This window comes from Mycobacterium sp. AZCC_0083 (assembly GCF_014202335.1).
Taxonomy (GTDB): domain Bacteria; phylum Actinomycetota; class Actinomycetes; order Mycobacteriales; family Mycobacteriaceae; genus Mycobacterium.
The window spans coordinates 359,139-373,317 of record NZ_JACHGP010000001.1; the positions used below are offsets into that span (position 1 = coordinate 359,139).

At 66.5% G+C, this 14,179-nt stretch carries 11 protein-coding genes and 1 pseudogene; 8 read left to right on the plus strand and 4 right to left on the minus strand.

Annotated features, from left to right (window positions below):
• Nucleotides 1-64: 64 nt before the first annotated feature.
• Nucleotides 65-640, plus strand: a complete 576-nt coding sequence (locus HNP02_RS01705) for a hypothetical protein (protein WP_184433680.1) — start codon at nt 65-67, stop codon at nt 638-640.
• Between the two features lie 4 nt (nt 641-644).
• Here HNP02_RS01705 and HNP02_RS01710 read toward each other — a convergent pair whose 3' ends face one another.
• Both HNP02_RS01710 and HNP02_RS42415 read right to left on the minus strand, forming a co-directional pair.
• The gene (locus HNP02_RS01710) at nt 645-956 is read right to left on the minus strand and encodes a DUF4333 domain-containing protein (protein WP_184433683.1); all 312 of its coding nucleotides are present in this window, start codon (nt 954-956) and stop codon (nt 645-647) included.
• Between the two features lie 55 nt (nt 957-1,011).
• A complete protein-coding gene (locus HNP02_RS42415) occupies nt 1,012-1,218 on the minus strand; it encodes a hypothetical protein (protein WP_375373636.1) in 207 nt (68 codons plus the stop codon).
• On the opposite strand from HNP02_RS42415, the pseudogene HNP02_RS01715 reads away from it, so the two are divergent.
• From HNP02_RS01715 to HNP02_RS01725, 3 genes and pseudogenes are all read left to right on the plus strand, one after another.
• Nucleotides 1,183-1,749: pseudogene (locus HNP02_RS01715) on the plus strand (cytochrome P450); the annotation flags it as partial. The gene HNP02_RS42415 and the pseudogene HNP02_RS01715 overlap by 36 nt on opposite strands.
• A 53-nt stretch (nt 1,750-1,802) precedes the next feature.
• Nucleotides 1,803-2,042, plus strand: a complete 240-nt coding sequence (locus tag HNP02_RS01720; RefSeq protein WP_184433689.1) for a S9 family peptidase — start codon at nt 1,803-1,805, stop codon at nt 2,040-2,042.
• A gap of 271 nt (nt 2,043-2,313) precedes the next feature.
• On the plus strand, nt 2,314-2,595 hold the full coding sequence (locus HNP02_RS01725) for a hypothetical protein (protein WP_184433692.1): 282 nt from the start codon (nt 2,314-2,316) through the stop codon (nt 2,593-2,595).
• Between the two features lie 48 nt (nt 2,596-2,643).
• On the opposite strand, the gene HNP02_RS01730 is transcribed toward HNP02_RS01725, so the two are convergent.
• A complete protein-coding gene (locus tag HNP02_RS01730) occupies nt 2,644-3,039 on the minus strand; it encodes an SRPBCC family protein (protein WP_184433695.1) in 396 nt (131 codons plus the stop codon).
• Nucleotides 3,026-6,247: an AAA family ATPase gene (locus HNP02_RS01735; protein ID WP_184433698.1), complete on the minus strand. Its 3,222-nt coding sequence runs from the start codon at nt 6,245-6,247 to the stop codon at nt 3,026-3,028. The genes HNP02_RS01730 and HNP02_RS01735 overlap by 14 nt, the downstream gene beginning before the upstream one ends.
• Before the next feature lie 481 nt (nt 6,248-6,728).
• Between HNP02_RS01735 and HNP02_RS01740 the strand changes: the two genes are divergently transcribed.
• The 4 genes from HNP02_RS01740 to HNP02_RS01755 all read left to right on the plus strand — a co-directional run bounded on the left by HNP02_RS01740 (nt 6,729) and on the right by HNP02_RS01755 (nt 14,167).
• The gene (locus HNP02_RS01740; protein ID WP_184433702.1) at nt 6,729-8,129 is read left to right on the plus strand and encodes a cytochrome P450; all 1,401 of its coding nucleotides are present in this window, start codon (nt 6,729-6,731) and stop codon (nt 8,127-8,129) included.
• Between the two features lie 174 nt (nt 8,130-8,303).
• Nucleotides 8,304-11,051: a LuxR C-terminal-related transcriptional regulator gene (locus tag HNP02_RS01745; protein ID WP_184433706.1), complete on the plus strand. Its 2,748-nt coding sequence runs from the start codon at nt 8,304-8,306 to the stop codon at nt 11,049-11,051.
• Nucleotides 11,052-11,213: 162 nt separating this feature from the next.
• The gene (locus tag HNP02_RS01750) at nt 11,214-11,435 is read left to right on the plus strand and encodes a hypothetical protein (RefSeq protein ID WP_184433709.1); all 222 of its coding nucleotides are present in this window, start codon (nt 11,214-11,216) and stop codon (nt 11,433-11,435) included.
• Nucleotides 11,429-14,167, plus strand: a complete 2,739-nt coding sequence (locus HNP02_RS01755) for an FAD-dependent oxidoreductase (RefSeq protein ID WP_184433712.1) — start codon at nt 11,429-11,431, stop codon at nt 14,165-14,167. Before HNP02_RS01750 ends, HNP02_RS01755 begins: the two co-directional genes overlap by 7 nt.
• Nucleotides 14,168-14,179 lie beyond the last annotated feature (12 nt).

Consider the following 14,179-nt stretch of genomic DNA (forward strand, 5'->3'; position numbering starts at 1 on the left):
CAGATCCTAGGAACGATCGGCCGATTCCGGACATCGCCACACCGACATCCCTACGATCGATCGCGTGCTCTTGAACCGCGCCACCGCCGAGGGGATCGCCGACGGCAACATCACGTTGGTACTGCGCCGCTGGGATGCGCCGCGCGCCAAATCCGGTGGTACGCAGCGCACTCCGGTGGGCACCGTGCGCATCGACGCCGTGACCGAGCATCCCGGCGGTTACCGGGTCACCGCGGCGCAGGCGGTCGCGGCCGGTTTTTCGAGCGCCAAGGCCGCGCAGACCGAGCTCGACCGTCGCCCGGCCAAGCACACCTACCTGATCACGGTGTCCTTCCTTGCGCCGGACGAACGTCCCGGGCTCGCCGCCGACGACGTGCTCACCGACGCCGACATCGCCGCCATCACCGCACGATTGGACCGCTGGGATGCCGTCGGAACACCGTGGACCCGTGACTACCTACGGATGATCGGCGAGAACGAAGCGGTCCGCGCGCCCGATCTCGCGGCGCGGGTCGGTCTGGACGTGCCCCGGTTCAAGCGCAGGGTGCGCCAGCTCAAGGGAATCGGCCTGACGATCAGTCTCGACGTGGGTTACCGGCTGAGTCCGCGGGGCAGGGCCTTCCTCGGACTCGCCGAGTGAGCGGTTAGCCGACGCGCTTGGTGTTGATGTCGAACAACACCTGCTCGCCTTCGACCTTGAGCACCTTCATGTGCGCGGAGTAGTTGCCGTCCGGGCCGGTGAACTTGCAGTCGAACTCCTGACCCACCTTCGCCTCGATACCGTCGGGGCACGTCACGTCGGTCGGCTTGAAATCGGTCTTCTCCGAGACCAGGTCGACGACGGACTGCGCGGCGCCGTCGGGCTTGATGGTCGAGGTGCCACACGCCGCGAGTTGCAGCGCTGCGGCGCCGATCAAGACGGCGGCGCCGCAGCGGATGCCAAGAGTTCGGGTCATGCTGCGGATGGTGCTAGAAGGGTTGCCAGAGGTCAATAGCAACACGGCCTTTGGCCTACTCGGCCAACTGATTGACGAGCCCGGCGAAGATGGCGGGCAGCGCGGCGGCCGCTGGCACGATCCTCGAGCGCACCGACGCGTGCGTGCTGGCCCGCAACAGGCCCGCCGTCAACAGGCGGTAGCGGCGGGACATCCGACGCCACTGGCGGTCGTAGTCGCCGGGCCGGTCCGCGCCGAAGACAACGGCGACCGGTTGACCCACGACGAACTCCTCATGCTCGCCGCCGTCCTCCTCACCGCCGGAACCGACACCACCCGCAACCAACTCGCCGCCGCCGTTCAGGTCCTCTGCGAGCATCCCGCCCAATGGGCGCTGCTAGCTCAGCATCCCGAACTGGCGCCGCAAGCTGTCGAGGAGACCATGCGCCATTCCCCCGTCGTCTTTGGCGCCCTCCGCACGGCGATCGAAGACGTCGAACTCGGCGGGGTCATCATCCCGGCCGGCACGCTCGTCATCGCCAACACCGGTGCCGCCAACCGCGATCCTGCCGTCTACGACGACCCCGACCGCCTCGACATCACCCGCGACGACCCGCCAGCGATGCTGACCTTCGGCGGCGGCGCGCACTACTGCCTCGGCGCCCACGTCGCCCGACTGGAACTCGCTGAAGCATTGACCGTCATCACGCGCCGAATGCCGAACGCTCACCGCACCGGCCCCGCCCCGTGGAAGCCGCCCAGCGGGATGAGCGGCCCGACCACCCTGCCCATCGAATTCGACACTGGGCACTGAGCACACGCCGTGAACCCCTGGAACTCACACTTAAGACCACAGAAATATTCACCGTGTCAGCCGAAGAAACCCGGGTGCCTTACTTTCCGGTCGCGCACCGGGATTCGACCGGCCCCGGGCCTACCCTGCTCAACGGGTACGGCGCCTCGTGTGCGCCGCAGCTGCCCGGCTACCTCGGTTTGTTCGGCCGGCCGTGGATGGCGCGCGGAGGCAGCTACGTGCTGGCGAACATCCTGGGCGGCGGGGAGTACGGGCCAGCGTGGCATAACCAAGTCGTACGCGAACAGTCATAAGGTCGCCGAGGACTTCGCCGCCGTTGCACGGGATTTGGTGGCAGAGGGCGTCACGACGGCTTCGCAGCTCGGCACCATCGGCGGCAGACCGTACTACGTGAAGCTCGGTCGGCGTCAGCGATGCCCAGCCGCTAGCCGATCGTTTGCATTCAGCACGACCGCGCTCGGCGTAGGCGACCGCTTCGCCGGTGGACAGTTCCGCACCCTCGGCCCACGCGCGCTCGAAGTCCGCGTCGCCCAATGCATTACGAAATGACGCGACCGCGGATTCGTGCTCGGCATCATAGATCTTGAACCGGACGGCGCCCACGCGTTGCCGCAGAGCGTCCGCCGCGCCGAACAGCCCTGCCGCTTCGCGGTGACTGCCGGTAGCGCCGGCCAGCGTCGCGAGGCACTCGAGAATATCGGGAAGGGCAAGGTACGCCTCGACGTCGGCAGCGCAGGCGAGCGCCCGGTATGCGTCGCGATCGGCCTGCTCGGAGTCACCTTGCAGGTGGTGCGGCATCCGTCCTCCGTCAAAATAGTTGTCGGACCCCGCGGCTTCTACCGCTGATGCGACAGATAAACGTGGCATCCCCGCACGCAACGGGGGCGAGTCAAGTCATTGCGGCGTCGCCAGCTCGCCCAGCTTCCGCAGCGAAGATCCGATCACCTCGCGCTGCATGTCCAAGCGCGCCGCCTCAGCCTCGGGGATGTCGACATGAACAGAGATCGTTGTGCCACCACCGTCTGCGGGTTCGAGATGCCACTGAAACACCAGATCGGAGACCATGCACGAGATGATGACACGCCGATCCTGGGCCCGGGCCTCCAAAGCCTGCGGCATCGGGAACTCGGGATACCCGTCGACGAACATCGTGTAGTCGTCGCCGTCTGCATCCGGGACTGTGGACGCGATGCCGGTCCACCACTCCGGAAACCGCACAGGGTCGTACAACAGCATCCAGACGTCTTCCGGGGCGGCGGAGGTCTGAGTCGAATCGTCAAAGCTTGGCATGGCTGCTCCCGGTGTTGAGTTGGGCAAGGTCCGCAAGCACGGTGTCGAGCTCTTCAGCCGGTGAGACTTGACCGATCACCGGCCGCCCCAAGTCGGCCAGCGCGGCGGTCGATCCGGTGGCGTCAGCAGTGGCGATGCGACGGCGCCAGGCCGCGGCGGCGCGCTCCAAATAGCGCTGCGCCCCGGCTCGGTCGCCCTGCGCTGCGGCAATCAGCCCACGCACCAATGCCATTCGCGCGACAAGCGTGTCGGGCCAATCGGCGCGCCCGACGGGCTCCAGGACGGCGGCCGCAAGTTCCTGTCCGGCATCGGTGAGTCGGCCCGAACGAGTCAGCGCCTCTGCGCGCTGTAGGCGCGCCAACGGCCTTCCGATCGAGGCGCTTTCGACGTTCAAGGCCCGCTCCAAGAACTCGGCGGCTTCGTCGTAGTAGCCGGCACGCAGCAGAACCCGACCCGTTTCGGCGTCGCTGGTCGCGGCAAGTTCTGGGCCGCCGATCTGCTCTGCCAATCGCTGAGTGGATTTGGCCACACGAATCGCCTCCGCATGCCGACCAACGCGAGACATCAGCCAGGCGCGCGAGAGTTGCACGTCGGTCTCGATGGCCAGTGGCAGCGTACCTCCGCTGGGCACGGTTCCAATCTCGTCGAGAAGTTGAAGGGCCTCACGGTAGGCGCCGGTGGACGCCAGACCCGCCGCCGCGTTGAGCAGCGATCCGTACATCAGGTCAAGACGTCCGATCGATCGGGCAATCGCGGCCGCCGCCCGCCCAGCGTCGCCGACCTCCTCGAAGCGGCCTTGCCGGATGTGAGCGAGGGTCCTGGCGATGTGGCGGCGGATGTCACGGATTGGGTCGGTGGGCAGCCGTTGGCACTGTGCGTCGATGCTGTCCAGAAGCTGTTCGCAGGAATCGGGGTCACCGGCCATCGCTTCGCACAATGCCAGGAACGCCTGCGCCTGAAGTCGCAACCGCAGCGCCGAAACACCCGCGCTGTCAATGACTTCCACCGCGGTGATGATGGACCGCCGGGCAACGAGGGGGCGACAGAGCGGGCCAGTGTTCCACTCGGCCCAGCGGATGTGCGCGGTCGCCACACCGAGCCGATCGTCGGCGGCGTCGAGGGCGTTCACCGCGCGTTCGAACCGCTCGAGCGCCTGTTCCGCCATACCCCGGTGCGCGGCCACACCCGCAAGTTCCACCACGATCTCGATGTTGGAGGGCTGCAGATCGGACGCCTCGGTCAGAAGCTCTTCGGCCCGAGTGAGCGCCCCAAGCGACATCGCGTGGTCTGCGGCGTGCATCAAGAGCCCGGCCGCTCCGTCGCGATCACCGGCGGCCAGGAGATGTCGGGCGGCCTCGCCGGCGAGTTCCGGCTCGCCATTCTCGTCGAGATCACGAGCCGCGCCGGCGTGCAGCCGGATCCGTTGCAACTGAGGCAGGTCTGCGTAGTAGGCATCGCGCACCAGCGCGTGCCGGAAATCGATCTTTCCATTGACGATCTGCAACAGTCCTGCGTCGCTTGCGGCTTCGAATACAGCGTCGAACTGGGCGTCGTCTTCCGGCCCAGCTCGACGGCGGGCGTCTTCGATGCTCAGCGCGCGCCCTGCCACGGCCATCACCTCACACAGTGCACGCGGGGAGGCCGACAGATGCCTGCGCGCGGTCTGCACGGTGAAGCGCAGCCCTTCGGCAAGGGCCGCATCTCCGCGCGCGATGGAGCGAGCCGCCTCGGCCGCCAGCAGTGCGTTGCCGTCGGCCGACGCCACCACGGTGCCGATCGCGTCGTCATCGACCACCCCAGCGTTGCGCGCGATGTCGGCAATGTCGTGATCTGCAAGGGGTCCCAGTGCGACATCGGCCAACAGCGCCTCGCAGTGACGCGCGGAGTGCTCGGCGTCGGCCAGGCCGGTTGGCAGTGGCCGGTTGCGCCGCGTCCACACCAACAGCACCGGCAGGTCCTGCACCCGCCGGCACGCGCGGGCGAGTACAACTGCGCTGGCGTCGTCACAGCCGTGCATGTCCTCCAGGACCGCCAGCACCGGTGCCGATGCTGACGCGTACGCGAGCAGATCCAACAGTCCTTCGGTGAGCCGAGCCTGCTCGAGATCAGGCGGACCAGGTGCCGCGGGTTGGATCAGCGTCGGCAGCAGCGGAGCGAGTGCCCCAGTGAACGGCTCCCCGTCGGGAACACCACCCAAGCCGCGCAGCAACGCGCTCGCAAGTTCTGCCCACGGCCAGAACGGCGGACATCCGATCGAGGACGTGGTGCCAAGCGCGACGAGACCACCGGTGTGGCGTGCCAGTTCGGTGAGCTCGGCCACTAAGCGGGTCTTTCCGATGCCGGCCTCGCCGTGCACGATCGCCACCCCGCCGCTGCCGGAACGTGCTGAGCGCCACGCCTGTCCGAGCGATTGGAGCTCCCGGTCACGGCCAACCAGCGACGCCAGTGCTGGCCGACGTAACTCCTTGGAGGCCTGCATCTTTCGATGCTGGCGCTGCTGGCTGCTGCGGATCTTCTCGGCCAGCTGCCAGGTTTCGTCCGAGGGGGCGATCTTCAATTCGCGTCGGAGCCGGTCGACGATACGCGCGTACACCGCAAGCGCCAGCGAGCGATCTCCAGTCTCCTCGTAGTGGCGCATCAGGAGACGCGCACATGTTTCGGAAAGCGGATTCAACTCCGCGGCTTGCCGGGCCCGCTCGATCGCCAATGCAAGATCGCCGTTCGCGGCCGCCTTGTCGGACCGATCCCGCAGCAGTGCGATCATCCTGTCGCGGTGCGAATCCCGCGCTAGGAGCGCCCACTCGTCATCGAGCCCCGCCAGCAACTCGCCCGAAGGCATGGCCAACGCCTCATCTAGGCGGTCTTCGGTGACGAGCTCGTCGAACCGCGCGACATCCACCTCAACGCTCCGCAATCCGATCCGGTTGCGCGACGTGTCCAGTACCGCATCGGCGTGGTCGCCGAAAGCGCGCCGCAGCGCCCACAACGCCGTGCGCACGCTATTGCGGGCGGTCGAATCGGGAACATCGGGCCACAGTGCCGAGGCGACCTCCGAACGGCTTCGCGACCCCGTATGGATGGCCAGCCACCCCAGCAGCGCCACCGCCCGGATGCTATCCGGCAGGGCCACCGCCACACCGCCAACATCAACGCCTATTTCGCCCAGCACGCGAACCGATACCGACACGCCGGATTGGTCGGCGGCCATCGCGCCCCCCAATGACCTGTTTGCGAAGTAAGCCTAACAACCAATTTGCAAAAGCGTCTCCCGAATAGGCGCGTGCAGTTGATTGACGGTGGATTGACGGTCCGTTTTCGAGACTGCGCTCGACATGTTGACAGGCAGAAAGCCTCGCGAGTCAAGCAGGAGGATCCGATATGTCCTACATAACACCGGCATCGCTGGGGAGGCCAGGCGTCGTCTCAGTTCTGCGAAATGCCGCCGCCAGGCGACCGACGCCAACCCCGGTTCTCATTTCCCGGCACGAAGTTGCGTTCAGCACCGAAGCGACGTCAGCCACACCGACTCACCGCCGGTGGCTGGACATAACCGGGCGGGCCGGTCTTGGCCGCATCCTCAGCGTGCTGACACAGCCGCGTCTTCCCCGGCCGCGCCATGAACCCGACTACTTCGGGCTGGCGCGGATGTCGCGCGAGATGGACCGACTATGACTTCCCTGGGTAACGCAATGTCGGACACAGCCGTCCAATCGGTCGACGTGGCGTCCTTGCCGCTGCCACCACGCAATCCGCTGCCTTACTGGCAACGTCTGAGGGCATTGCGGGTTCTTCACACCGGGCAGGAGGCACTGCGGGATTCGGGTGGCCCGGTGACTAGTGTCGGTTTGGGTCCGAAGCGGCTAGTTACGCCGGTGGTGCTGATCACCTCGCCGGCAGGAATCCGCGACTTCTTGGGCCGCACCGAAGCGTTCGTCGAAAAGATGATCGTCCACGAAGAGATGCGCCATTTGTTGGGCGGCAACATGTTCGACCTTACGCACGAACCGTGGCTTCCGCGCCGACGAGCACTACAGCCAGTCTTCACCAAGCAACGCGTTCAGGCGTTCGGCGGCGACATGTTTCGGGCCGCCGACACCATCGCCGCAGGCTGGTCCAATGACGGCGAGATCGATCTCGACGCCGAATGTCGCCGGCTGACCTTGCGGGCATTGGGCCGCTCGGTGTTGGGGCTGGACCTCGATGAGCACGCTGATGCGGTCGCCGAACCGGTGCGGGTCGCATTGACCTATATCGCTGACCGCGCCTTGCGGCCTTTGCGCACCCCGCGGTGGTTACCGACACCGGCGCGGCGACGGGCCCGAGCCGCCGCCGCCGCCCTGCACCAACTCGCTGGCGACATTCTGCAGGCGTGCCGCGCCGATCCCACCGTTGAGGCACCGCTCGTACACGCCCTGATCGCGGCCACCGACCCGGCGACAGGTCGTGGGCTCTCCGATGACGAGATCCGTAATGAGCTGATCGTGTTCCTGGTGGCCGGCCACGACACCACCGCTACGACATTGGGTTACGCGTTGTGGGCGTTGGGGCGTCATCACGAATTGCAGCGACGCGTCGCCGCCGAAGTCGCCGAGCTCGGGGACCGCGACCTCACCCCCGATGACGTTCCCCGATTGGCATACACGGTTCAGGTGCTGCACGAAGCCCTGCGCCTGTGCCCGCCGGCCGCCGCGGTTGGCAGGATGGCGATGCGAGACCTCGCCGTCGGCGGCTACCGAATCCCGCGTGGCACCACGCTGATCGCCGGCGTCTATGCGGTGCACCGCGACCCTCAACTCTGGGATAACCCATCGGTATTCGACCCCGACCGGTTCACGGCGGCAAACTCGAGAACACGGGACCGCTGGCAATATCTGCCATTCGGAGCCGGTCCACGATCGTGCATCGGAGACCACTTCGCGATGCTCGAAGCGACGCTGGCGCTGGCCACCATCATCCGGCGAATGGAAATCCTTTCCCTACGAGCGGATTTCCCCGTGGCCGTACCGTTCACCACGGTCGCCGCAGAAGCCATACCCGCCAAAGTAATGCGCCGTCGCGCACTTTGCAGTCAGGCCGTGAAACGGTGTTGAAACCCAATGGCGACCGACAGCATCCCCCACTGTGGCCGACGTTCGCACTCCGGCGGACATCGGATTCTCGAATCGAACCAAGCCGTATCCCGGCACGGCGAAGTCTGCTGGGCAGCAAACGAGGAACTCGATGAACAAGCCCCACCATCTCACCTCCTTGTTTCACGCACGATCATGACACCGACGGACGTTGGCGCCGCGCGGGTCGCACCGAAGGTTGACCTGTGCCTGGAACCGCTGCCGCTGCTTAGGAGCCTGTCCGCCCGACAGTTTCAGCCGTTCCAGACGCAAGAAGCCGCTGATATTGCGCATCTTCCGGCGCCGCTGACCAGTTTCATCGCGCGTGCGGCGGAAGTCGACGACGTGCGACGGCTGATCGCCGTGAGCCGGTTGGTAACCCTGAGCGGAGCGGGCGGTGCGGGCAAGACGCGTCTGGCGATGGACGTTGCCTGCAAGATGGCGACCGGGTTCGCAGACGGAGCGTGTCATGTCGATCTCGGGTCCATCTCACACCCCCATCTCGTAGCGGCCACGGTTGCTGGCGCGCTCGGATTAGCCGATCAGCGTGGTCGCGCTGGGATGGAAACCGTGCTGCGGTTTGTCGGTGATCGACAGATGCTCCTGCTGCTGGACAACTGCGAGCACCTGCTCGATGGCAACGCAGCGCTGGTCAGCGCCCTCATGCGCGCCTGCCCGAACATGAAGGTCTTAGCGACTAGCAGGGAGCCGATTGGCGTCGCCGGCGAGGTCACCTGGCGAGTGCCTTCGTTGTCACTGATCGACGAAGCGGTCGAGTTGTTCACCGAGCGAGCCCGTCTGGTGCGGCCCGCGTTCAGCCTTACTGACACGAACAGGGCCACTGTCACCGAGATCTGCCGGCGCCTTGACGGCATGCCGCTGGCCATCGAACTCGCTGCGGCGCGAGTGCGCGTCCTGTCGCCGACCGAGGTCCTCGATGGCCTGGACGACCGCTTCCTTCTCCTGACTGGTGGCGCACGCGCCGCGGCACCCCGTCAACAAACGTTGCGGGCGTCGGTCGACTGGTCGCACGCGCTACTGTCACCGCCTGATCACATCCTCGACCTGCTGACCATGCTGATCGACAAATCGTTGGTGGTAGCCGACGACCACCAGACCTATACCAGGTATCGGCTCCTGGAAACGGTGCGCCAGTATGGATTCGAGAAGCTCGGCGAGTCTGGTGAAGCAGAGAAGGTACGCAACCGCCATCGCGACTTCTACACGCTCCTAGCGGTTCTGGTGGACACCCCGGCGCAGAGCGGCCACAAGCCGGGCCTCATGCGAGCGTTACGAGAGATGGACAACCTTCGGGCCGCCTTCGCCTGGAGCCGCGAAAGCTCCAGTACCGAGGTGGCGCTGATCCTGGCGTCGTCGTTGCAGCAGTTGTGGCTTGCCTTCGGTCGCGCTAGCGAGGGGCTGGCCTGGTTTGACGCCGTCCTGACCGACGGCGAACATCACAGCGATGTGGCGTCCACGGTCCGGGCTCGCGCGTTCGCCGATAGAGCCGTGCTCCATAGCTGGGCGATGGGCACCGAACGCGCGGACCAGGCCGAACTAGCGCTGGCCATTGCCCGCGAGTGTGGCGATCGCGGGCTCCTCGCCCGCGCACTCACCGCCCGCGGCATTGTCGCCGCCCATCACGGCGAGCCGGTTCAGCAGTACTTCGGCGAGGTGGCTGAATTGGCCCGCGCGGTGGGCGACCGGTGGCGACTCAGTCAGATCCTCGGCTGGCAGGCGAACGTGGGGTTCCTGGCCGGGGACCCGATCGCAACACGCGCGGCCGCCGAAGAAGGCGGTGGCGTCGCCGACGCCATCGGTGACCGGTTCGTTGCGCGCCAGTGCCGGACGTGGGCCGCCTGGGCGCAGACAGTCACCGGTGATTTCGCTGGAGCTACAACGCAATTCGGCGCGGCGATGGACGGGACGAAGGCAGACCACGACTTGATCTGGTGGGTGCTCAGCGTCCATTGCGAGGCGCAAGCGGCGGTGTACCAGGGCGACCTGGCCGGGGCCCAGGCCGGCCTCGCCGAGGCGATGCCGGCTGTCGCCGAGCTCGGTGCGCTGTGGCGTGGCAACTCAAACGGGGTGGCGGCCGTCGCGGCGCTGGCCGCGGGCGATGTTGCCGGAGCCGATGCCGCCAGCCGCGCGGCATGGGAGGAACTGACTCCCGTCCCGACGCACCAGCACATGCACGCCTTTCTGCTCGCTGAGGTCGCCCTGGCACGCGGCGATCTGCTGGCGGCTGGTCACTGGGCGGACGAGTCCGTTTCGGTCGTAGCCGGGTGGCATCGCGTGCTGTCGTTGACCACCCGCGCCCGCGTCGAGATGGCCGGGCACGAGCCTGACCTCGCCGACCGCGATGCCCACGAGGCGCTCGCTCTCGCCGCGAGTCTCGCGGCGAATCTCGGGATTCCCGACGTACTCGAGTGTCTGGCCGCCATCGCCGGCGCTCGCGGCAGCCACCCGCGATGCGCGCGCCTATTCGGCGCCGCCGAGAGCATCCGTCGACGGATGGGCACGGTCCGCTTCAAGGTCCACGACGCTGACCATGAACTCTCGCTGCAGTCAGCGCGTAATGTAATGGGCAACAATGACTTCGACGAAGCATTCGCCGAGGGTTGCGCGCTGTCCACCCGGGACGCGATTGCCTACGCGCAGCGGGGCAAAGGACAACGCAAACGCCCACGAACGGGCTGGGCATCGCTGACCCCCGCGGAGCGCGACGTCCTCCGCCTCGTTTCCGACGGTCTCGCCAACAAGGACATTGCGAAACGGCTCCTCGTCTCACCGCGCACCGTGCAAACCCATCCCACCCACGTCTACACCAAACTCGGACTCACCTCGCGGGTACAGCTCGTCCAAGAGGCATCTCGCCGCAACGACTGGTCAGGCGCTCGATGACTCGCTGCCATGTGCAGGTCCGCAACGACCAACGACCCCCTTGAGGACGTAGGTAGTTCGCGCAGCGGAATTGCAGTAGTCGACTACTGGCGACATACGTAGGCACGCAATCGAGAATTTTCAGTAACCAGGTTTACCCACATCACCAGCCAGGGGGAACAAATGTCCACCAACGAGGGGGCGTCGTTTCGTCGCACTCACAGTGAACCGCCCGTCGGAAACCAGGAATCGACGAGTCGCGTGGTCGTCCCCTTCCGACGTCGCGTCGACGACAAGGGAGTCGATGACGGGCTTCCTCGAGCAACTGACGGCGTCGGCGAAGCCGAGGAAGTCACGACCACCCGTCGGCCCGACCCAGCGGGCGGGGAGGTCCTGTTGTGGTGATACATGCGCAGCCCAGCAGGGTTGCGGTGTCGCCGTTGACCGACGCCGCGCGCCGGTCGCCCGTCCTCGCGGTGGCCGAGCGGGTGCTCGGCATCGACTCCACGGGTGAGCGCCAGTTGTTCCCCACCTACACCGAGCTGCCGACCAAGATCCCGCTGCGCGTCTGGCAAGTGATCCGCGTCGGAAGCATGGCGGGCTACCTCGCGGTGATCGCCATGCTGTTCGTTCGCCCCGCGGCGGGCCTGTTCGCCTTCTTCCACGTGATCGTTCCGCTGTTCCCGTTGCTGATCTTCGTGGCGCCCGGAGTGTGGCGCAACATCTGTCCGCTGGCCGCCGCGAATCAAATTCCCCGCGTGCTGGGCTTTGGCCGAGACCGCACCGTGCCGGACTGGCTGCGCAACCGCAGTTACCCGATCGCGGTGCTGTTGTTCTTCGGGATCGTTGCGGCCAGGTTCTCTGGTCTGGACGACAACGGGACCGCGATGGGCGTCGTGCTCGGTGCGGTGGTCGCGGTGGCCTTCGCGGGCGGTGCCGTCTTCAAGGGGAAGAGCGGCTGGTGTAGTAGTTTCTGTCCGCTGCTGCCGTTGCAGCGCGCGTACGGGCAGACCCCGTTGCTCACGGTGCCCAACAGTCATTGCCCGACGTGCGTCGGCTGCGCCAAGAACTGCTACGACTTCAAGCCGCGCGCCGCATACCAGGCCGACCTGGCGGACCCCGATCCCCGCTGGAGTGCACCACGCAAACTCTTCGCCGCGGCGCTGCCCGGCTTCGTCCTCGGCTTCTTCGTCCTGGCCGCTCGCCTGGACACCCCGCAACCGCAAAAGTACGGGATGCTAAGCCTTTTCGTCCTGGTAAGCGTGGGCGTGTTCTTCGCGCTGGAGGGCATGTCGGCATTGAGCCCGCCCACGCTCACGATCACATGCTCGGCGGCGGCGCTGAATATCTTCTACTGGTTCTCCGCCCCCGCTTTGGTCAGCACGCTCGAGCAGATCACTGATCTGCACGCGCTTTGGTTGCGGTGGCCGATCACCGCCACGATCGCCGTACTGACGCTGCTGTGGATCGCGCGCACCAGGGTGAGCGAGCTTCAGTTCGCCTACACCACGGGGGTGCGATCCGAGCCGATCCTGCTGAGGTCCCCCACGCTGCGCGCAACGCCTCGCTCCGTAACCGGAGTGCAGGTGCGTTTCGAACCGCACGGCAATCTGGTTACCGCCGACGCCGGCACGAGCCTGCTGGAGATCGCCGAGAAACACGAGCAACCGATCGAAGCGGGCTGCCGCATGGGCATCTGTGGATCCGACCCCGTCGCAGTCCTGGACGGCATGTCCAACCTGTCGCCTCCCGAGCAGGACGAACTCGACACGCTACAGCGCCTGGGCCATGGCAGGTCCACGCGGATGGCGTGTCGGGCCAGGGTCCACAGCGGCGTGGTGCGCGTTTCGATGAGCCCCGAACCGGGCGTCGAGCACAGCGAAAGGCCAACCCGCTACGACCGGTCCATCGGCAGTGTCGTGGTGATCGGCAACGGCATCGCGGGGGTGACCGCCGCCGATTTCATTCGCCGCGGTCACCCGGACTGCGAGATCCATATCGTTGGGCAGGAGCCACACTCGCTATACAACCGGATGGGGATCTCCCGGCTCGTGCACGGCCGTTCGGCGATGGTTGGCCTGCATCTGCTGCCCGAGCACTGGAATGCCGAGCACGGCGTCACGGCGTGGCTGAACACAGTGGCCACCCGGATCGATCTGCGCTCACAGCAAGTCTTGCTCGGCACACGCGAGACGCTGCGCTATGACCGGTTGATTCTCACGATGGGCGCCAGCGCAGACGTTCCGCCGATCGACGGACTGAGCCGTCCCGGCAGCTTCGTCCTGCGCAAGGCAGAAGACGCGATGAACATCCGCGCTTACGTTCAAGAACATGGCTGCCGCCGCGCCGTGGTAGCCGGGGGCGGACTGCTGGGCCTGGAGGCCGCCGTCGCGCTGCACCGACTCGGCTTACGGGTCACGGTGCTCGAACGGGGCGCGCGCCTGCTAGGGCGCCACGTCGACCCACGGTGCTCTGAGCTTGTCGCCGATCAATTCGCAAAGGCTGGGATCGAGATATCAACTGGGGCCGAACCAGCCCATGTCTGCGGCCCATCCGCGGTGACCGGCGCAGTGCTGACCGACGGCCGCGTCTTGCCGTGCGAGGTCTTCCTCGCCGCTACCGGTATCCGTCCGAACGTCGATCTGGCCCGCGATGCGGGCGTGCCGGCCGCCCATGGCGTGCTGGTCGACGACCGAATGCAGACCCGCGTTCCCGACGTGTTCGCCGCCGGAGATGTTGCAGAGCACGCTGGCCGTGTGTTGGGGCTATGGCCCACCGCGGCCGAACAGGCACGAGTTGCTGCCGTCAACGCGCTCGGCGGCAACTCGGTCGTCAGCCCACAGATGCCCGCGATGATCCTGAAAGACGTTGGTTTTGACCTATTTTCGATCGGCCGCACCCACGCAACGTCACGCGATCAGGTCATCGTCGTCGACCGTCCGGCGATCCCGTCGTATCGACGACTCGTACTGTTCGAGGACCGCGTGATCGGAGCAGTCATCCTCGGCCACCATCCCGAGAACCGCACTGCGGTGCAGAAGGCAGTGCGGACCGGGACCATGCTCGGTGCTCCGGCCCAAAGGGCGTTACGCGCGGGTGACTGGGGCGTGATGGGCGAAGTGGCAGCTACGGTATGACCACCTGGGCAA

Bases quoted from the DNA above. Each gene is read 5' to 3' on its own strand.
- HNP02_RS01740 (WP_184433702.1), top strand. From the start codon at position 6,729: ATGTCGGACACAGCCGTCCAATCGGTCGACGTGGCGTCCTTGCCGCTG.
- HNP02_RS01710 (WP_184433683.1), bottom strand. From the start codon at position 956: ATGACCCGAACTCTTGGCATCCGCTGCGGCGCCGCCGTCTTGATCGGC.
- HNP02_RS01745 (WP_184433706.1), top strand. From the start codon at position 8,304: ATGACACCGACGGACGTTGGCGCCGCGCGGGTCGCACCGAAGGTTGAC.
- HNP02_RS01730 (WP_184433695.1), bottom strand. From the start codon at position 3,039: ATGCCAAGCTTTGACGATTCGACTCAGACCTCCGCCGCCCCGGAAGAC.
- HNP02_RS01735 (WP_184433698.1), bottom strand. From the start codon at position 6,247: ATGGCCGCCGACCAATCCGGCGTGTCGGTATCGGTTCGCGTGCTGGGC.
- HNP02_RS01750 (WP_184433709.1), top strand. From the start codon at position 11,214: ATGTCCACCAACGAGGGGGCGTCGTTTCGTCGCACTCACAGTGAACCG.